Source organism: Plantactinospora endophytica (genome assembly GCF_016862915.1).
GTDB classification, from domain to species: domain Bacteria; phylum Actinomycetota; class Actinomycetes; order Mycobacteriales; family Micromonosporaceae; genus Plantactinospora; species Plantactinospora endophytica.
Genome location: NZ_BONW01000039.1, coordinates 92,331 through 110,571 on the forward strand (window position 1 = coordinate 92,331; position 18,241 = coordinate 110,571).

The window sequence follows — 18,241 nt, forward strand, 5'->3', positions numbered from 1 at the left end:
ATGCGCGCCGTCGTCTGTGTGCCGGGCGGCACCGAACTGGCCGAACTGCCGGATCCGGTGCCCGCCCCGGACGGCGTGGTCGTCGCCGTCGACGCCTGCGGGCTGTGCGGCTCGGACGTGCACATGGTCGAGCACGGCCGGGCCGTACCCGGGCAGGTGCTCGGGCACGAGTTCGCCGGCCGGATCGTCGCGGTGGGCCGGGACGCCGGCCGGTGGCGGATCGGGCAGCCGGTCGCGGTGAACCCGCTCGGCGGCTGCGGAAGCTGCCAGCCCTGCCGGCGGCAGTTGCCGTTCCGCTGCCAGGCGCTGCCCAACCTCGGGCTGACCGCCCCGGGCGCGTACGCGGAGTACGTCGCCGTGCCGCAGGCGCAGCTCGTGGCGCTGCCGGCGGAGGTGGAGCCGGAAGTCGGGGCGCACGCCGAACCGCTGGCGGTGGCGCTCCGGGCGGTTCGGCTCGGCCGGCCGGTACCCGGCGAACCGGCCCTGGTCTACGGGGTCGGCAGCATCGGACTGAACGTGATCATGGCACTGCGGCTGGCCGGCGCCGGGACCATCGTCGCGGTCGGTCGCTCCGCCGGGCGTCGGGCCGCCGCCGAGGCGCTCGGCGCGGACGTCGTACTCGACAGCCGGGTCACCCCGCCCGCCGAGTACGCGGCCGAGCACGGGCTGGCGTTCGGCACGGCGTACGAGTGTTCGGCGGCGGTCGGCGCGCTGGCCGAGACGGTGGCCGTACTCGCACCGGGCGGGGTGGCCGTGCAGGTGGCGTTGAACTCCGCGCCGGAGTCGCTGGACGCCCGGGGACTGGTCGGTCGAGGGCTGACCGTGGTCGGCAGTTGCGCCTTCGACGCCGACGACTACGCGCAGGCGGTCGGGCACCTGCTGGCCGGCCGGATCGACGGGGCGGCCCTGGTCAGCGAACGGGTGGCGCTGGCGGAGGTACCCGAGACACTGGTCCGGCTGCGCCGCCCCGGCGACCTGGTCCGGGTCCTGGTGCGACCGTGACCCCGGCGCGACGGGCGGGCGGTGCGACCGTCGGTGGACCTCGACGGAGATCCGGTGCAGACCGTGCCGGCCGCTCCGGTCCGGGTGTTGGTGCGACCGTGACCGGCCGGCCGGCGGGCGGGCGGGTCCGGGCAGGGGAGAAGCGTGTCCGGGCAGCGGGGAAGCGTGAGGGGAGCAGTCGGGTGAGGGAGTTTCGGGGCAGGGTCGCCGTCGTCACCGGCGCGGGCAGTGGGATGGGTCGGGCGTTCGCGCAGCGCTTCGCCGAGGAGGGGATGCGGGTCGTCGCGGCCGACGTCCAGGCCGACGCGCTGGACCGGGCGGTCGCCGAGCTGACCGCCGACGGCCACGAGGTGCTCGGGGTACGCACCGACGTCGCCGACCCGGCGGCCGTGCGCGACCTCGCCGCCCGAACGGTCGACGCGTTCGGCAAGGTGCACGTGATCTGCAACAACGCGGGTGTCGAGGGCTATCTCGACGGGGCGATCTGGGAGGCGACCGACCGGGACTGGGCCTGGACCGTCGGAGTCAACTTCTGGAGCGTGGTGTACGGGGTACGCACCTTCCTGCCGCTGATCCTCTCGCACGGCGAGCCGGGGCACGTGGTGAACACCGCCTCGATGACCGCGGTGACCCGACCCGCCAACATGTACGGGATCACCAAGCACGCCGTACTGGCGCTGACCGAGACCCTCTACGCCGACCTGCGGGCCCGGGGTCTGCCGGTCGGGGCCACCGCGCTCTGCCCCGGGATCATCGCCACGAACCTCTTCCTGGGCAGCCGGAACCGTCCGTCCGAGCTGCGCAACGAGACCGAACTTCCGGGCGCGGTGGCCGGCCGGGAGAAGCGCGACCTGATGCACGCCCGGCTGGCCGAGGGGATGTCCCCGGCCGAGGTCGCCGACCAACTGGTCGCGGCGATCCGGGCCGACCGGTTGTACGCGCTGACCGACGCCGACTGGGACGACCGGATCCGGCAGCGGGCCGGCGACATCCTCGACCGGGCCAACCCGCTGCTCGACGGCGTGCCGCCGGCCGCCCAGGTCGCCGAAGGCACTTCCCCGACCGGCGGTTCCCCGACGGATGGCCTGCCGACGGGAAACTCCCCGACAGGTAACGGAAAGGCGAGCTGAGCGAGATGACAGAGGGCAGATTCGAGGGCCGGGTCGCGGTCGTCACCGGCGGGGCGGCCGGCTTCGGCCGGGCGGTGGGGGAGCGGCTGTTGGCCGACGGCGCCCGGGTGGTGCTGGTGGACCGGGACGCCGAGGCGCTCACCGCCACCGCGGCCGAACTGGCCGAGCGTGGACCGGTCCGGGCGGTCCGGGCGGACGTGAGCCAGGAGGCCGAGGTCGCCGGATACGTCGCCGAGGCGGTGCGGGAGTTCGGCCGGATCGACGCGTTCTTCAACAACGCCGGTATCGAGGGCCGGATGGCGCCGATCACCGAGCTGAGCGTCGAGGACTTCGACCGAGTGATAGCGGTGAACCTGCGCGGCGGCTTCCTCGGGCTGCGCGAGGTGCTCCGGGTGATGAAGGAGCAGGGCGGCGGGTCGATCGTGAACACCGCCTCGATGGCCGGAATCCGGGGCAGTGCGATCTTCAGCCCGTACGTGGCGTCGAAGCACGGTGTGATCGGGCTGACCCGGTGCGCCGCGCTGGAGGGCGCGCCGTACGGGATCCGGGTCAACACCATCGCACCGGGGCACATCGACACCCGGATGGCCCGGGACCTCACCGTGCAGGTGGACCCGGACGACCCGCAGGGCGCGTACGAGCGGGCGGTGGCCCGGATCCCGCTGGCCCGGTACGGCACCGCCGAGGAGGTGGCGAACCTGGCGACCTGGCTGCTCTCCGACGAGGCGAGCTACGTCTCCGGCGCCACCCACCTGATCGACGGCGCGCTGAACGCCTGACCGGCCGGCGGACCGAACGCAGCCCTGACCATCCAGCCGAAAGAGAACCCGTGACCCTGCGCAGCAACCTCGCGGTCGGCAGTTCCCGCTGGGCCGTCCGGCGGGCCCAGTGGCGGGCCCTCGGCCTCTCCGACGAGGAGATGACGAGGCCGAAGATCGCCATCGTGAACTCCTCGTCGAACCTGGCGATCTGCTTCAGCCATCTGGACGACATCGTGCCGCCGCTGAAGGAGGCGATCCGGGCGGCCGGCGGAGTGCCGTTCGAGGTGCGTACCGCCGCGCCGAGCGACTTCATCACCAGCGCCGGGCGGGACGGCCGGTACATCCTGCCCAGCCGGGACCTGATCGTGAACGACATCGAGGTCGCGGTCGAGGGCGCCCTGCTGGACGGGATGGTCTGCCTCGCCTCCTGCGACAAGACCGCGCCCGGTCAGTTGATGGCGGCGGCCCGGCTGGACGTCCCGACCATCGTGGTCGGCTGCGGCTACCAGCCCAGCGGCCGGTTCCGGGGCGAGCACGTCGACATCGAGGAGGTCTTCCTGGCGGCCGGGCACGTGGCGGCCGGGCACCTCTCGCTGCCGGAGCTGACCGAGATGAGCGACAACGCGATCCGGGGCCCGGGGGTCTGCGCCGGGATGGGCACCGCGAACTCGATGCACATCGCCAGCGAGGCGCTCGGGATGACGCTGCCGGGCAGCACGCCGGTGCTGGCGAACAGCCCGCGGATGTGGGCGGACGTGCGGCGGGCCGGCGAGCGCATCGTCGCGATGGTGGACGAGAGGCTGAAGCCGAGCGACATCCTCACCGTCGAGGCGTTCGAGAACGCGGTGACCGTGCTGCTCGCGGTGAGCGGCTCGGTGAACGCGATCAAACACCTCCAGGCGGTCGCGGTCGAGGCGCGCCGGGCCGTCGACATCCCGGCGCTGTTCGAGCGGTACGCCGACAGCGTGCCGCTGCTGGCCGCGATCCGGCCGAACGGACCGCACTTCATCGAGGAGTTCGAGGGGGCCGGTGGTGCCCTGGCGGTGTTGAAGCAGCTCGCCGGTCAACTGCACCTGTCGGCCCGTACGGTGACCGGGCAGACCCTGGGCGAGGTGCTGGCCGACGTCACGGTCGCCGACGAGGAGATCATCCGACCGGTCGACCGCCCGCTCGGCCGCCGCCCCGGCATCGTGGTGGTACGCGGTTCGCTCGCCCCGGACGGCGCGGCGGTGAAGCGGCCGGTCGACGACCGGGGACCGACCCGGTTCGAGGGCCGGGCGATCGTCTACCCGAGCCGGGACGCCGCGCTGGCCGGACTGGCCGCCGGGGAGATCCGTCCCGGTCACGTGGTGGTGGTGGCCGGACTCGGTCCGAAGGGTGGCCCGGGGATGGGGATGGCCTCGGCGGTGGTCTTCGCACTGGACGGCGCGGGTCTGGGCGACCAGGTGGCGGTGGTCACCGACGGCCAGATGTCCGGGCTGGTCAACACCGGGATCGTGGTCGCCGAGGTGTCCCCGGAGGCGGCCGTCGGCGGACCGCTGGGGCTGGTCGAGCCGGGCGACCCGATCGTGGTCGACATCGTCGCCCGGACGGTCGACCTGCTGGTCCCCGCCGACGTGCTCGCGGAGCGCCGGAAACGGTTCCGGGCCCGGCCGCACTCCGCCGAGCAGGGCTGGCTTTCCGTCTACGAACGACTGGTCACGCCGGTGGCCGAGGGCGCCGTGCTGACCGAGCGCAGCGTGTCGACCGAGGGCGCCGTGCTGACCGAGCGCAGCGTGTCGACCGAGGGCGCCGTACTGACCACGGCCGCCGTGGAGACGCAGGAGAGGAACGAGCGATGACGTCCGGCAGCGGTGAACTGGTCGAGCCGGGGCGGCGTACCCCGGTGCTCGGCGAGTACGACGTGGTGGTGCTCGGCGGCGGGCCGGCCGGGGTGATGGCGGCGACCGCCGCCGCCCGGGCCGGCCGGTCCACGATCCTGATCGAGCGGTACGGCTATCTCGGCGGGGCGGGCAGCGCCGGTGGGTTGAGTACCTTCTGCGGGCTGCACGCCAACGTGCACGGCGAGCACCGTCAGGTGATCCACGGGCTCGCCGACGACCTGCTGGACCGGATGGAGCGGCTGGACGGGCTGAACCCGGCACACCTCTCCTTCGAGAACCGGATCCTGGCCCAGGCGTACGACATCTCGGCGTACAAGATCGCCACCGACGACCTGGTGGTGGAGTCGGGCGCGAAGGTGCTCTTCCACGCCCTCGCCGTCGGGGTGGTGATGGGCGCCGACGACACCGTGCACGCCGTACTGGTCGAGTCGAAGTCGGGCCGGGGCGCGATCGTCGGGCGGTTCTTCGTCGACTGCTCCGGCGACGCCGACCTGGCCGCCTGGGCCGGCGCTCCGTACGAGAAGACGCCCGGCGACGCCGGGATGATGTACCCGTCGCTGATGTTCCGGATCAACGGGGTGGACGCCGAGACGGCGATCCGGGAGCGGGAGCGGCTGCCCGGCCTGATGGACGAGGCGGAACGGGCGGGCACCTTCCGGTTCGCCCGGAAGAAGCCGATCGTGCGTCCGCAACGCAACCCGCTGGAGTGGCGGGCCAACATGACCCAGCTCAGCAACCCGGACGGCAGCGCGATCGACGGTACCGACGTGCAGCAGCTCAGCCTCGGCGAGTTGCAGGGCCGGCGGCAGATCCGGGACCAGTTCCCGTTCTTCCGGGCGCACGTCCCCGGCTTCGCCGACTCGTACGTCGTGGACATCGCCCCGTCGATCGGCATCCGGGAGACCCGGCGGATCGTCGGCCCGTACCAGCTCACCAGCGACGACATCCTGGACTGTGTCGACTTCCCGGACACGATCGGGGTGAACGGCTGGCCGGTGGAGGCGCATGTGGCCGGGGACGTGGTGATCCGCTGGCCGAACGGCGACAACCCGCGCGGCTTCAACCAGCTTCCGTTCCGGATGATCGTCCCGCAGCGGCTGGCCAACCTCTACGTCGCCGGCCGGTGCGCGTCGATGACCCACGACGGGCAGTCGTCGGCCCGGGTCACCGGCCCGTGTTTCGCGATGGGTCAGGCTGCGGGTACGGCGGCGGACCTCGCCCTCGGCGCCGGAGTGGCCGGCGGCGAGGTCGACGTGGCGCAGTTGCAGAAGCGGCTGACCGACGACGGGGCGTACCTGGGGACGACGTGGTGAGCGCCCGAGCGGTTTCTGGTGGAGGAGGCGACGGATGCGGTTGACCGACGACGAGCGGCGGATGCGCGACGGCGAGCAGGGCGAGGCCGTCGCGGCCGCGATGGACCTGCTGATCCGGTACGGCGAGGTGCTCGGCGCCGAGCGTCTGGTGGACACCGACAACGTCTGTGGGGCGAACATCTTCGGTCCCCGGCAGATGCAGCTCTGCGGGCACGCCGGCCCGGACGCGGTCTTCTCGGAGTTCAGCCTGGACAGCCCGGAGCCGGTGGAGATTCCTCCGATGCGGGCGCAGAGCTACCAGCTCATTGGGCCGATGGACACCCAACACTGGCAGGTGCAGGGCCTCAGCCAGGAGGCGCACGACGCGATCGAGGAGTCCGAGTCGTACAGCGCCCGGCACGGCATCCACCTGATGAACACCTGCACGCCGTACCAGGTCGGGAACGTGCCGGTGAAGGGGGAGCACTGCGCCTGGATGGAGTCCTCGGCGGTGGTCTACGTCAACTCGGTGCTGGGCGCCCGGACCAATGTGGAGGGTCGGGAGAGCGCGGCGGCGGCGATGTTGACCGGCAAGATCCCGTACTGGGGCTACCACCTGGCCGAGAACCGGTTCGGCAGCCACCTGGTCGAGGTGGCCGAGCCGGTACGGGACAGCCTGGACTGGGGCCTGCTCGGCTACTACGTGGGTGAGCAGGTCCAGGAGGGCGTACCGGTGCTGGACGGCATCGCCGAGGTGCCGAACCTGGTCAAGCTCAAGCACTTCGGTGCCGCCGCCGCCTCGTCCGGCGGGGTGGAGATGTACCACATTCCCGGCACGACGGTGGAGGCCAGGAGCGTCGAGGAGGCGTTCGGCCCGCGCCGGCCGCTGCAGACCCTCCGGTACGGCGAGCGGGAGCGACGGCTGACGTACGAGCAGTTGAACTCGACGGCGCAGGACACCGACGTCGACCTGGTGATGATCGGCTGCCCGCACGCGACGCTGAGCCAGATCCGGGACGTCTGCCGGCTGGTCGAGGGCCGGAAGGTGCATCCGGACAGCGCGCTCTGGGTCTTCACCCCGCGAGCCATCCGACAGGTCGCCGAGCAGAACGGCTACGCCCGGATCCTCCGGGACGCCGGTGCGCTGCTGATGAGCGACACCTGCCCGGCGATCGGGCAGTTCCTGCCGAAGGGGACCCGGGTGATCGCCACCGACTCGGCGAAGCAGGTGCACTACCTGCCGGCGATCATGAAGGTGCAGGGCTGGTTCGGCAGCACCGAGGAGTGCGTGCAGTCGGCCCTGACCGGCCGCTGGCAGGGGGAACTGCGATGACGGAGCAGGGGGAGCTGCGATGAGGGAGCAGGAGGAGCTGCGATGACGGCGGCCGGCACCACCATCACGCTGCGCGGGCGGGGCCTGGTCGGCGGGGTGACCGAGGGCGAGGCGCTGGTGACCCGGGACAGCATCTCCGGCTGGGGCGGCATCGAGCCGACCGGTGGCCGGATCATCGAGTCCCGGCACGAGTTGGCCGGCCAGTCGTTCCGGGACCGCGTCCTGGTCTTCCCGGCTGCGAAGGGCTCCTCCGGCTGGTCCGGCATGTTCCACATGTCCCGGCTGGCCGGTTCGGCACCGAAGGCGATGATCTTCAACTACATGAACACGAAGATCGCGCTAGGCGTGGTGGTGACCCGGGTACCGGCAGTCACCGACCTGGACCAGGACCCGCTCGACGTGATCGAGACCGGCGACTGGGTACGCGTCGACGCCGACAACGGCCTCGTCGTGGTGACCAGGGGAGGAGCCGTGGTGACCAGGACAGGAGGGCAGTCATGACCGACTGGGCGGGGGTGATCCTCGACCCGACCGGCGACGCCGAGAAGGGCGCGGACACCACCCTGGCGCCCCGGCTGGGCAGCCTGCGGGGCGCGAAACTGGGCCTGCTGGACAACGGCAAGCCGAACGGGTCGGTGCTGCTCGCCGAGATCGGCGACCACCTGCGCGAGCGGTACGGCGTGCGCGAGGTGGTGATGTACACCAAGTCGTACTTCGGCACGCCGGTGGACCAGACGCTGACCGAGCGGATCGTGCAGGAGTGCGACTTCGCCGTCGCGGCCATCGGCGATTGAGGCTCGTGCAGCGCGGCCAGTTTGGCCGACGGGATTCTGCTGGAACGTAACGGCATTCCAGCGGTCTCAATCTGCACCGAGCCGTTCCGGATTCCGGCCGATGCCATGGCGAAGGCCTACGGCTTCCCCGGTTTCCAGTACCTGCTGACTCCGCACCCGGTCGCCAGCCTGACCCTGGCGGAGGTCCGGCAGCGGGTGGTCGAGATGACGCCGCGCATCCTGGCGATCCTGGGGGTGGAGGAGTGACGGGTGGAGGAGTGACGACGACCGGTGTGCCGGTCGGGTCCGACGGCGGCCGGGTGCCGGACCCCGCCGCCGTGCAGGACGCGATCGAGTACTGCTACGAACGCGGCTGGACGGACGGGCTGCCCGTGGTCCCGTGCGACCAGGCGCTGCTCGACCGGTTCCTGGCCCAGACCGATCGTGGTCCGGACGACGTCGTCTTCGCGATGCCGCACCTCAACCGGCACTGCACCGTACGGCTCGCCGCGCTGAACGCGGCGATGGCCGGCTGCCGCCCGGAGTACTTCCCGGTGGTGCTGGCGGCCTGGGACTCGCTGGCCGCCGAGGGCTACCTGGCGAAGGGGATCTGGCAGAGCACCACGGGTACCGCGCCGATGCTGGTGGTGAACGGGCCGGTCCGGGAGCGGATCGGGCTGAACGGCCGGGGGAACGTCTTCGGGCCGGGCTTCCGGGCGAACGCGACGATCGGCCGGGCGCTCCGGCTCACCGCGCTGAACGCGTTCGGCCTGCGGCCCCGGGAACTCGACCAGGCAACCCAGGGCACCCCGGCGAAGTACACCCTCTGCATCGCGGAGAACGAGGAGGAGAGTCCCTGGGCGCCGCTGCCCGCCGAGTACGGCTTCGCGGCCGGGGAGAGCACGGTGACCGCGATGACGATCCGTTCGGTGGTGCACGTCGAGGCTCGGCACACCGGCGTACCGGAACAGTTGCTCCGGGACTTCGCCGACACGGTGGCCCGGACCGGCGCGTTGCTGCACGAGACGATCAGTGCCTGCCTGGTACTCGGTCCGGAGCACGCCCGGCTGCTCGCCGGGGCCGGCTGGGACAAGCCCCGGATCCGCGAGTTCGTGTACGCCGAGGCGGTGCGCAGCCGGGCCGACCTGGACCGGGTGGGCAAGGGGAGCGTGTCCCGGAAGTCCCGCTGGCGGGTACCGGTCGACCATCCGGACGCGGTCCCGGACCGCGAGGCGGAGTCCGATCCCGACTCGACGGTCGGTGCCGGCCGGGCGCACGTGCTGCGCTCACCGGAGACGGTGCTGGTGGTGGTCGCCGGTGCGTCGAACTCGGGAGTCTCCGCCGTGGTGGAGACCTTCGGTCCCCGGGGCGACCGGCCCTGCGTCGTACCCGTCGAACACCGCTGACGGTGGCCCGGGGCGGCCGGTGACGGCTGTCCCGGGAACGGGTCCGGCCCGCCGGACGTGGTGCTGTCGTACCCGCGACGGGCAGTTGCGATCTTCGTTGTCCGGGGCGTACCGTCGAGACGTAATTCATCGAGCGATGAATAAGGTGATCGCGGTGGGCGAGCGTACGAGTTGCGTCGTAATCGGCGGCGGACCGGCCGGAATGGTGCTGGGACTGCTGCTGGCCCGAGCCGGCGTCGACGTGACGGTGCTGGAGAAACACGGCGACTTCCTCCGCGACTTCCGGGGCGACACCGTGCACCCGTCGACCCTGCGACTCCTCGACGAACTCGGCCTCGGCGAGCGGTTCGCCCGGCTGCCGCAGAGCCGGGTGGACGAGATCGCCTTCCCGACCTCCGACGGCCGGCAGATCGTCATCGCCGACTTCCGCCGGTTGAGGACCCCGCATCCGTACATCGCGATGGTGCCGCAGTGGGACCTGCTCAACCTGCTCGCCGAGGCGGGTGCCGCCGAGCCGACCTTCACGCTGCGGATGCGCGCCGAGGTGACCGAGCTGCTCCGGGAGGACGGCCGGGTCCGGGGCGTGCGCTACCGGGGACCGGACGGCGAGACCGCCGAGCTGCGCGCCGAACTGGTGGTGGCCTGCGACGGCCGCTGGTCGATCGCCCGGGCACAGGCCGACCTGCCGGTCCGGGAGTTCCCGGTACCGATCGACGCCTGGTGGTTCCGGCTGCCCCGCGACCCGCAGGACGACCCGGCCGGGCTCACACCCCGGGTCGGGCAGAACCGGTTCGCGGTGGTGATCCCCCGGGAGGGCTACCTCCAGATCGCCTACATCGCCCGCAAGGGCAGCGACGCCGAACTACGGGCCCGGGGCATCGAACACTTCCGCCGAGACGTCGCGGACCTCGCACCCGGCTTCGCCGACCGGGTCGACACGATCGCCTCGATGGACGACGTCAAGCACCTCGACGTACGCCTGAACCGGCTGGACCGCTGGCACGTGCCCGGCCTGCTCTGCCTGGGCGACGCGGCGCACGCGATGTCCCCGATCGGCGGGGTCGGGATCAACCTCGCCGTGCAGGACGCCGTCGCCGCCGCGACCCTGCTCGCCGAGCCGCTGCGGCGCGGCACGGTGACCGAGGCCGAGTTGGCCGCCGTCCGGTCCCGGCGACTGCTGCCGACCATCCTGGTGCAGCGGTTGCAGCAGTTCCTGCACCAGAACTTGGTCGTGCCGATCCTGGCCGGGCGGCGGGCCGGCCCGCCCCGGCCGGTGCTGGCCCTGCTGCGGCGCGTCCCGGTCGTCTCCCACGGCCCGGCCTACCTGATCGGCGTCGGCTTCCGCCCCGAGCACGCGCCGCCGTTCGCCCGCCAGCCAGCGGCACCGGTCAACTCGGACGGGTAGCCCGCCCGGCGCCGGACGCGACAGTGCGACGCCGAGCGGCCCGGCGCAGTCGCCCTTCCGCTATCCGGAAGGTCTACTTCCCGGTCGACCGGCCGCTCGACATGCTCCGAGGAGAAGATCAGCCGCTTCTCCAAGGAGTCGCCATGACGGCTTTCGTACGCGACCAGTGGTATGTCGCCGCATACAGCAGGGAGGTCGGGCGGGAACTGCTCGGCCGGACGATCCTCGGCGAGCCGATCGTCTTCTACCGCACCGGGGACGGCGAGGCGGTCGGGCTGGCCGACCGGTGCGTGCACCGTCGCTTCCCGCTCTCGGAGAGCCGGCTCGACGGCGACACGATCGTCTGCGGCTACCACGGCTTCACCTACGACAGCGGCGGCTCCTGTGTCTTCGTCCCCGGCCAGCAGCGGATCCCGCGTACGGCGCGGGTCGCGGCGTACCCGGTGGTCGAGCAGGACTCGTTCGTCTGGGTGTGGATCGGCGACCGGGCCAAGGCGGATCCGGCGCTGATTCCCCGGGCGCCCTGGCTGGCCGACCCGAACTACACCACGGTTTCCGGTATGGAGCCGTTGAACGCCCGCTACATGCTGCTGGTCGACAACCTGATGGACCTCTCCCACGAGACCTACCTGCACGGCGGTTACATCGGCACCCCGGAGGTGGCCGAGACGCCGATCCAGACCGAGGTCGACGAGGACTCCGGGATCGTCTACGTCAGCCGGCACATGGACGACGCCGCCTGCCCGCCGTTCTACGCCAAGTCGACCGGGATCGAGGGCCGGATCACCCGCTGGCAGGACATCGAGTACCACCCGCCGTGCCTCTACCTGCTGCACAGCCGGATCGCGCCGCAGGGCGTCTACCCGCCGGCCGAGGGCCCGGACGACCAGGCGTTCCACGTCGAGGTGGTGTACGCGATCACCCCGTCCACCGAGAACACCACGTACGACTTCTGGGCCGTGGCACGGGACTTCGCGCTCGACGACGAGGAGGTCAGCCGGTTCCTGCACAGCAACAACCACACGGTGGTGATGCAGGACGTGACCGCGCTCAACCTGCTCGAACAGGTACTCGTCAAGGAGGCCGACGGCTACCAGGAGCTGAGCATCAACATCGACACCGGTGGCCTGGCGGCCCGTCGCATCCTCAAGCGGATGGCCGAGCGGAGTCGGCCGGAGGGCGCGGTGACGTCGTGACCGGGCGGAGCGGTCCGCCGGAGCCGCCCGGCCGGATGCTGACCGGTCCCCGGGTCTACCGGGTCGACTGGGTACTCGGCACCGACCGGCTGCGCGGCTTCTGCTTCTGCGGTACGTCGTACGACGCCGAGGACCCGATCGAGCTGTGGGCCTGGCTGCTGGCGCACCCGGACAGCCACGGCGGGACCGGCCCGACGGAGCCCGAGCCGGCCGACCCACCGTCCGGGACCGTCCGGGACCGCCAACCCGTTCCCGCCTGAGGTCTTCCCCGGAAACACCCCGCGCCCCCGCCCGAGATCCTTCCTCGGAAACGCCCCACGTCTCCGCCCGAGGCCCTCACCCGGAAACGCCCCACCCCCGAACCGAATGGCCGAACGATGTCCAGCAACCCCGATGACGAGTACCGGACCAGATCCTCCGGCGGTGCGAGCGCGCCGGCCGGCGGCGAGGGCGAACAGGACCTGCTGCTGACCGCGAAGACCGTGGCGGCGGACGGCGTCGTCGTACTCACCCTGCGGCATCCGGCCGGAGCGGCGCTGCCGTCCTGGGAACCCGGCGCCCACGTCGACCTGCTGCTCCGACCCGACCTCGTCCGGCAGTACTCGCTCTGCGGCGACCCGGCGGACCGCACCGAGCTGCGGGTCGCGGTGCTGCGCGAAACCGCCGGTCGGGGTGGCTCGGCGTACGTGCACGACGAGTTGCCGGTCGGTGCGACGGTACGCGTCCGGGGTCCCCGCAACTCCTTCGCGTTGCTGCCCGCGAAGCGGTACCTCTTCATCGCCGGCGGCATCGGGATCACCCCGATCGTGCCGATGCTGGCGGCGGCGGAGGCGGCCGGTGCCGACTGGCGGCTCGTCTACGGCGGCCGGTCCCGGGCCTCGATGGCGTTCCGCACCGAACTGCGGCAGCGGTACGGCGACCGGGTCTCGATCCAGCCGCAGGACGAGACCGGGCTGCTCGACCTGCCGACCCTGCTCGCCGACCCCGACCCGGACCGACTCGTCTACTGCTGCGGCCCGGAACCGCTGCTCGGCGCGGTACAGGACAACTGCCGGCAGTGGCCCGCCGGCACGCTCCGGGTCGAGCGGTTCGCGCCGAAGACCTTCGACGAACCGGTCCGCCGGGAGTCGTTCGAGGTGGAACTCGCCCGGTCCGGCCGGACCCTGACGGTGCCACCGGACCGGTCCATCCTCCAGGTCGTGGAGGAGGCCGGGATCCCGGTGCTCTCCTCGTGCCAGGAGGGGACCTGCGGCACCTGCGAGACCGCCGTACTCGGCGGCACCCCGGAGCACCGCGACTCGCTGCTGACCGACGAGGAGCAGGCGGCCAACGACACGATGATGATCTGCGTCTCCCGGTCCCGTACCCCGAAACTGCTGCTCGACCTCTGACGGTGAAGAAGTAGGAGCGGGTCACCCGGCCGCCCCCTCGTCGCGCGACCGGGCGCGGCGTTCCGGCCGGTCCGGCCGGCAAATATGCTGGTGGTGGCGGGGCTGAGCGGGCTGGGGGTGGCGGTGCCGGACGGGACGCCGTCGGGGACGGGATCGGTGACGGTACGCGCCCTGCGTCTGCTGGAGGCGTTCACCCCGGACCGCCGCGAGCTGACCCTGACCGAGCTGGCCGCCCGGGCCGGGCTGCCGCTCACCACCACCCATCGACTGGTCAACGACCTCGCCGGCTGGGGCGCGGTGGAGCGGGACGCGGACGGGCGCTACCACATCGGGCTGCGGCTGTGGGAGATCGCCTCGCTCGCACCGCGCGGGCTCGGGCTCCGCGAGGCGGCGCTGCCGTTCCTGGAGGACCTGTTCCAGGTGACGCAGGAGAACGTCCAACTCGCCGTCCGGGAGGGCTTCGAGGTGGTGTACGTCGAGCGGATCGCCGGGCACAGCGCGGTGCCGGTGCTGACCCGGGTCGGCGGACGGTTCGCGATGCCGCCGACCGGTGTCGGGCTGGTGCTGCTGGCGCACGCCCCGACCGACGTACAGGAAGCCGTGCTCGACGCGCCGTTGCAACGGTTCACCGAACGGACCATCACGTCCGCCCGTGAACTGCGCCGGGTGCTCGCCGAGGTGCGGCGTACCGGGATCGCGATCAGCGACCGGCAGGTGACCATGGACGCGCTGTCGATCGGTGCCCCGGTGTACGGCCCGACCGGCGACGTGGTGGCCGCCGTGTCGATCGTCGTCCGGGCACCCCGTCCGCAGCGCGCCGGACTGATCCCGGTGGTCCGGGCCGCCGCCCGGGGCATCTCCCGGGCACTGCGTGCTCCCGCGCTCCCGGCCGCCCGGCCGCCCCGCCGGGACCCCGGCCCGGAGTAACCACCACCGACCCGGTACCCCGGCCAGGCATCCGGTCTCAGGCTCTGCGGCGCCCGGGCCAGGTGTGTCGGTCAGCGGCGGTCGGGTGGGGCCGGGGCGGCGTAGGCGGCGAGCCCGGTGGCGAGTTGCCGAAACGCCTGGTCGGCGGCGGCCACGGCCTCCGGGTGCAGTTGGTCGGCGGTTCGTCCCTGGCGCAGCCGGTGCCAGTTCTCCCGGGCGAGCACCCGTTGGACCGCCACGATCTGACTCGCGGCGAGCCGGGCGCCGAGCCTGTCGGTCGGCGGGGACGCCTCGGTGAGCGCCTCGGCCAGGGCCTCCTCGTCGTCCGCCGCGTACCGGGCTACCCGGGCCGACAGGCTGGGCGTGTCGAAGACCATCCCGTGGTACGCGAGAACCTCCGGATGGTCGTTGAGCCCGGTCACCGGGTCCCGCCGGTCCAGCCCGGCCCGGAAGTGCCGGTGCAGCGCGCCGAGCGGAGCCTCGTCCGGGTCCCGCTGCCGGACCACCCGGGCCGCCTCGGCGCGGTGGTCGGCGATCCGGTGCAGGACCAGGTCCTCCTTGCTCGGAAAGTACTTGAACAGGGTGGGCTTGGAGACCTCGGCGGCGGCGGCCACGTCGGCCACCGACACCCGGTCGTAGCCGTGCCGGAGGAAGAGCGAGATCGCCGCCGCCGACAGCGCGTCGTGAGTGCGCTGTCGCTTCCGTTCCCGTAGGCCCTGCCGCTCCGCCATGTTGATCAGCCTAACACTTCCGGGACCGGGTTAACTTGTTGACTTGGTTGTACTCTTTACCGAGTTAAGAATTCGCTCAGCGACGTGGAGAGCCGATCATGGTCCTGCCGACTCCAGCCCGCCCCGCCGAATCCGGCCGCTCGACCCGGCCGGAGGTCTCGGACCGGCCCGACTCCTCGGCCGGGCAGCGGGCCGGGACCGGTGGCCGACCGGCGGCCACCCTCGCCGAAGAGCAGGCCCGGCTGGCCGCCGTACGGGCGGAACTGGCCCGGATGCTGGCCACCGCCCGGGTACGGGTGGCCACCGGCGAGACCGTCGCCGGAGACCGGTACACCGCCGAGACGCTCGGCCGGATGCTCAAGAGCCATGCCAAGGAACTGGCCGAGGAGCCGGACGGACCGGTCTACTTCGGTCGGTTGTGGTTCGACGACGCCCCGGCGGCCGGCGAGCACCGGGGCGAGTGCTACTACCTCGGCCGGCGGCACGTCCCCGACGGGTCCGGCCAGCCGTTGGTGATCGACTGGCGGGCACCGATCTCCCGCGTCTTCTACCGGGCCAGCGCCCGCGACCCGCTCGGACTCCGGGAACGCCGCCGGTACGGCTGGACCGGCCGGCATCCCGCCGAACTCACCGGCTTCGAGGACGAACGACTCGGCGGCGCCGGCCCGGCCGATCAACTCGGCGGTGTTGGCGGGACGGATCGGCTCGGCGGTGCTGGCTCGGTCGAGTCGCTCGGCGGTGTTGGCGCGTTGGATCGGCTCGGCGGCACCAGCGCGACCGATCGGCTCGGCGGTGCTGGCTCGGTCGAGTCGCCGGGCGGTGGGGCGGAGCGTGCGGACGACATCGCGGTGACGGCGGCGAGCCGGCTCGTCGCCGCCGAGATCGAGCGTCCCCGGGTGGGACCGATGCGGGACATCGTCGCCACCATCCAGCCCGAGCAGGACGACCTGGTACGGGCCGACCTCGACCGGTCCGTCTGCGTGCAGGGTGGGCCGGGCACCGGCAAGACCGCCGTCGGGCTGCACCGGGCGGCGTACCTGCTCTACACGCACCGGCAACGGCTGCGCCGGGGCGGCGTACTCGTCGTCGGGCCGAACGCTGCGTTCCTGCGCTACATCTCCGCCGTACTGCCCGCGCTCGGCGAGGTCGACGTCGCCCAGCACACCCTCGCCGAACTGCTGCCGGAGCACCCGGTCAGCGCCGAGGACGACACCGACACGGCGACCGTCAAGCACGACCCGCGGATGGCCACGGTGCTGCGTCGGGCGCTCCACGAACAGATCAGCCGGCCGACCGAACCGCTGGTGGTGCCGGACGGCTCGTACCGGTGGCGACTGCCGGTGGAGTGGCTCCGTCGCGCCGTCACCGAGGTACGCGCCGAGGAGCCGCCGTACGCGATCGGTCGGGAACGGCTCCGCGCCCGCATCGTCGGCCTGCTGCAACGTCGGGCCGAGAGCCGGACGGAGACGCCCGCCGGAGCCTGGCTGCGCAGGATGGCCCGGTGCCGTCCGGTGACCGCCTTCCTCGACGAGGTCTGGCCGGCGACCCGGCCGGCGGAACTGCTGGCCCGGCTGCTCGGTGACCCGGCCGTGCTGGCCCGGGCGGCGGCCGGACTGCTCGGTCCCGCCGAGCAGTCCGCGCTGGCCTGGCCCCGGCCGCCCCGGTCGGTCAGGACCGCCAGGTGGTCCCCCGCCGACCTGGTACTCCTCGACGAGCTGGCCGGGCTGCTGGACCATCCGGCCGGCTACCGGCACGTCGTGGTGGACGAGGCGCAGGACCTGTCGCCGATGGAGTGCCGGGTGATCGCCCGGCGTAGCCGGCACGGTTCGCTGACCGTGCTCGGTGACCTCGCCCAGGGCACCACCCCGTGGGCGGCGTCGGACTGGCGGGACCAGTTGTCGCACCTCGGCCGCCCCGACGCCGCGATCGTGCCGCTGACCGCCGGGTTCCGGGTACCGGCCGGCGTGCTCAAGCTGGCCAACCGGCTGCTGCCCGGGTTGCGGGTCGCGGTTCCGGAGACCCGCTCGGTGCGTACCGACGGAACGGTGCGGATCCGCGCGGCGGCCGACCTGCCGGCCGCGACCAGCGCGGCAGTGCGGTCCGCGCTGTCCCAGCCCGGATCCGTCGCGGTGGTGGCCGCCGACGCCGCGCTGCCCCGGCTGGCCGGCGCGCTGCGGTCCGCCGGCATCCCCGCCGCGCGGGCGGACGCGGCCGACCTGGACGTCCGGGTCATCCTGCTGCCGGCGACCCTGGCCAAGGGGCTCGAGTACGACCACGTCATCGTCGTCGAGCCCGCCGAGATCGTCGAGGCGGAGCCGCGCGGCCGGCACCGCCTCTACGTGGTGCTCACCCGGGCGGTGTCCCGACTGGACGTGCTGCACCACCGGGCCCTGCCGGCCGAACTACGCGATGCGGCCGAGCTGCGCGACCCGGCGGAACTGCGCGATCCCGGCTGAGCTGTGCGGCCCGGCCGAGACGCGTGATCCGGTGGAGGGTCGGTCGCAGGTCGGGCGGCTGTGCGCCGAGAACCGGTCGGACGCACAGCCGCGCGGGGCTGCCAAAGCTACCCGCCGACCAGACTGACCCGTCGCTGGACGGGGTCGATCGCGTCGAGGCGCGCCTCGACCCGGGCGCCGACGTCCACCGGGCCGGCCTTCCAGAGCAGGCCGGGAATACCCTCGACGGTCTCGACCAGGGCACCGAACGGCAGCGTCCGGGTGACGGTCACCGCGACGGCGTCGCCGACGGTGTGCCGTAACAGGAAGTCGTCCCAGTCGGCAGGGGTGTTCGTCCGAGTCATGTGATCACCTCCTCTCCTCACCCGGATCCGACAGAGATCTGGGGGAGAGGGCGGCGGGCTGCGCGCCCGCGGTCGGATCACGGAATCATCGGGTAACCCGTCCGCTGATGGCGCCGTGGCGCCGACCCGACCGTCACGGGACGGATCCTACGGCATCCGGACGCTCGCCCGGGGACGTCGTTGCGGCCGGAGAAACCGACCGGGCTAGGCA

Annotated in this window: 17 protein-coding genes; 15 read left to right on the top strand and 2 right to left on the bottom strand. The window is 72.7% G+C overall.

Annotation, left to right across the window (positions count from 1 at the left end; all coding sequences use genetic code 11):
• The 14 genes from Pen02_RS32130 to Pen02_RS32200 all read left to right on the top strand — a co-directional run bounded on the left by Pen02_RS32130 (nucleotide 1) and on the right by Pen02_RS32200 (nucleotide 14,499).
• Nucleotides 1–1,002 carry a zinc-dependent alcohol dehydrogenase gene (locus Pen02_RS32130; RefSeq protein WP_203869915.1) on the top strand — a complete coding sequence of 334 codons (1,002 nt, stop codon included), beginning with the start codon at nucleotides 1–3 and terminating at the stop codon, nucleotides 1,000–1,002.
• Nucleotides 1,003–1,184: 182 nt separating this feature from the next.
• Nucleotides 1,185–2,132, top strand: coding sequence for an SDR family NAD(P)-dependent oxidoreductase (locus tag Pen02_RS32135; RefSeq protein WP_203869916.1), 948 nt, complete (start codon nucleotides 1,185–1,187; stop codon nucleotides 2,130–2,132).
• A gap of 5 nt (nucleotides 2,133–2,137) precedes the next feature.
• Nucleotides 2,138–2,911 carry an SDR family NAD(P)-dependent oxidoreductase gene (locus Pen02_RS32140; protein WP_203869917.1) on the top strand — a complete coding sequence of 258 codons (774 nt, stop codon included), beginning with the start codon at nucleotides 2,138–2,140 and terminating at the stop codon, nucleotides 2,909–2,911.
• Between the two features lie 50 nt (nucleotides 2,912–2,961).
• Complete coding sequence (gene ilvD / locus Pen02_RS32145) at nucleotides 2,962–4,734, top strand: dihydroxy-acid dehydratase (RefSeq protein WP_203869918.1); 1,773 nt, start codon at nucleotides 2,962–2,964, stop codon at nucleotides 4,732–4,734.
• Nucleotides 4,731–6,089: an FAD-dependent oxidoreductase gene (locus tag Pen02_RS32150; protein WP_203869919.1), complete on the top strand. Its 1,359-nt coding sequence runs from the start codon at nucleotides 4,731–4,733 to the stop codon at nucleotides 6,087–6,089. The genes ilvD and Pen02_RS32150 overlap by 4 nt, the downstream gene beginning before the upstream one ends.
• Nucleotides 6,090–6,123: 34 nt before the next feature.
• Complete coding sequence (locus Pen02_RS32155) at nucleotides 6,124–7,401, top strand: aconitase X (RefSeq protein WP_203869920.1); 1,278 nt, start codon at nucleotides 6,124–6,126, stop codon at nucleotides 7,399–7,401.
• Between the two features lie 42 nt (nucleotides 7,402–7,443).
• Nucleotides 7,444–7,902 (top strand): aconitase X swivel domain-containing protein, encoded by a 459-nt coding sequence (locus Pen02_RS32160; RefSeq protein WP_203869921.1) that lies wholly within the window; start codon nucleotides 7,444–7,446, stop codon nucleotides 7,900–7,902.
• The gene (locus tag Pen02_RS43255; protein ID WP_443678489.1) at nucleotides 7,899–8,441 is read left to right on the top strand and encodes a UGSC family (seleno)protein; all 543 of its coding nucleotides are present in this window, start codon (nucleotides 7,899–7,901) and stop codon (nucleotides 8,439–8,441) included. The genes Pen02_RS32160 and Pen02_RS43255 overlap by 4 nt, the downstream gene beginning before the upstream one ends.
• Nucleotides 8,442–8,452: 11 nt before the next feature.
• Nucleotides 8,453–9,580: a hypothetical protein gene (locus Pen02_RS32175; RefSeq protein ID WP_203869924.1), complete on the top strand. Its 1,128-nt coding sequence runs from the start codon at nucleotides 8,453–8,455 to the stop codon at nucleotides 9,578–9,580.
• Between the two features lie 154 nt (nucleotides 9,581–9,734).
• Nucleotides 9,735–10,985: an FAD-dependent oxidoreductase gene (locus Pen02_RS32180; RefSeq protein ID WP_275413630.1), complete on the top strand. Its 1,251-nt coding sequence runs from the start codon at nucleotides 9,735–9,737 to the stop codon at nucleotides 10,983–10,985.
• A gap of 143 nt (nucleotides 10,986–11,128) precedes the next feature.
• Nucleotides 11,129–12,181: an aromatic ring-hydroxylating dioxygenase subunit alpha gene (locus Pen02_RS32185; protein ID WP_203869926.1), complete on the top strand. Its 1,053-nt coding sequence runs from the start codon at nucleotides 11,129–11,131 to the stop codon at nucleotides 12,179–12,181.
• Nucleotides 12,178–12,441, top strand: a complete 264-nt coding sequence (locus Pen02_RS32190) for a hypothetical protein (protein WP_203869927.1) — start codon at nucleotides 12,178–12,180, stop codon at nucleotides 12,439–12,441. The genes Pen02_RS32185 and Pen02_RS32190 overlap by 4 nt, the downstream gene beginning before the upstream one ends.
• Nucleotides 12,442–12,558: 117 nt before the next feature.
• Nucleotides 12,559–13,572, top strand: a complete 1,014-nt coding sequence (locus Pen02_RS32195; RefSeq protein WP_203869928.1) for a PDR/VanB family oxidoreductase — start codon at nucleotides 12,559–12,561, stop codon at nucleotides 13,570–13,572.
• A gap of 93 nt (nucleotides 13,573–13,665) precedes the next feature.
• Nucleotides 13,666–14,499: an IclR family transcriptional regulator gene (locus Pen02_RS32200; RefSeq protein ID WP_239141653.1), complete on the top strand. Its 834-nt coding sequence runs from the start codon at nucleotides 13,666–13,668 to the stop codon at nucleotides 14,497–14,499.
• A gap of 71 nt (nucleotides 14,500–14,570) precedes the next feature.
• On the opposite strand, the gene Pen02_RS32205 is transcribed toward Pen02_RS32200, so the two are convergent.
• Complete coding sequence (locus tag Pen02_RS32205) at nucleotides 14,571–15,230, bottom strand: TetR/AcrR family transcriptional regulator (RefSeq protein WP_203869930.1); 660 nt, start codon at nucleotides 15,228–15,230, stop codon at nucleotides 14,571–14,573.
• A gap of 98 nt (nucleotides 15,231–15,328) precedes the next feature.
• Here Pen02_RS32205 and Pen02_RS32210 point away from each other — a divergent pair, with 98 nt between their 5' ends.
• Nucleotides 15,329–17,686, top strand: coding sequence for a HelD family protein (locus Pen02_RS32210; protein WP_239141655.1), 2,358 nt, complete (start codon nucleotides 15,329–15,331; stop codon nucleotides 17,684–17,686).
• Nucleotides 17,687–17,793: 107 nt separating this feature from the next.
• Here Pen02_RS32210 and Pen02_RS32215 read toward each other — a convergent pair whose 3' ends face one another.
• Nucleotides 17,794–18,030 (bottom strand): hypothetical protein, encoded by a 237-nt coding sequence (locus Pen02_RS32215; RefSeq protein WP_203869931.1) that lies wholly within the window; start codon nucleotides 18,028–18,030, stop codon nucleotides 17,794–17,796.
• Nucleotides 18,031–18,241: the final 211 nt, after the last annotated feature.

Excerpts from the sequence above, each read along its gene's own strand:
- Pen02_RS32130 (WP_203869915.1), top strand. The coding sequence starts at position 1 with ATGCGCGCCGTCGTCTGTGTGCCGGGCGGCACCGAACTGGCCGAACTG.
- Pen02_RS32140 (WP_203869917.1), top strand. The coding sequence starts at position 2,138 with ATGACAGAGGGCAGATTCGAGGGCCGGGTCGCGGTCGTCACCGGCGGG.
- Pen02_RS32150 (WP_203869919.1), top strand. The coding sequence starts at position 4,731 with ATGACGTCCGGCAGCGGTGAACTGGTCGAGCCGGGGCGGCGTACCCCG.
- Pen02_RS32155 (WP_203869920.1), top strand. The coding sequence starts at position 6,124 with ATGCGGTTGACCGACGACGAGCGGCGGATGCGCGACGGCGAGCAGGGC.
- Pen02_RS32160 (WP_203869921.1), top strand. The coding sequence starts at position 7,444 with ATGACGGCGGCCGGCACCACCATCACGCTGCGCGGGCGGGGCCTGGTC.
- Pen02_RS32185 (WP_203869926.1), top strand. The coding sequence starts at position 11,129 with ATGACGGCTTTCGTACGCGACCAGTGGTATGTCGCCGCATACAGCAGG.
- Pen02_RS32195 (WP_203869928.1), top strand. The coding sequence starts at position 12,559 with ATGTCCAGCAACCCCGATGACGAGTACCGGACCAGATCCTCCGGCGGT.
- Pen02_RS32205 (WP_203869930.1), bottom strand. The coding sequence starts at position 15,230 with ATGGCGGAGCGGCAGGGCCTACGGGAACGGAAGCGACAGCGCACTCAC.
- Pen02_RS32210 (WP_239141655.1), top strand. The coding sequence starts at position 15,329 with ATGGTCCTGCCGACTCCAGCCCGCCCCGCCGAATCCGGCCGCTCGACC.
- Pen02_RS32215 (WP_203869931.1), bottom strand. The coding sequence starts at position 18,030 with ATGACTCGGACGAACACCCCTGCCGACTGGGACGACTTCCTGTTACGG.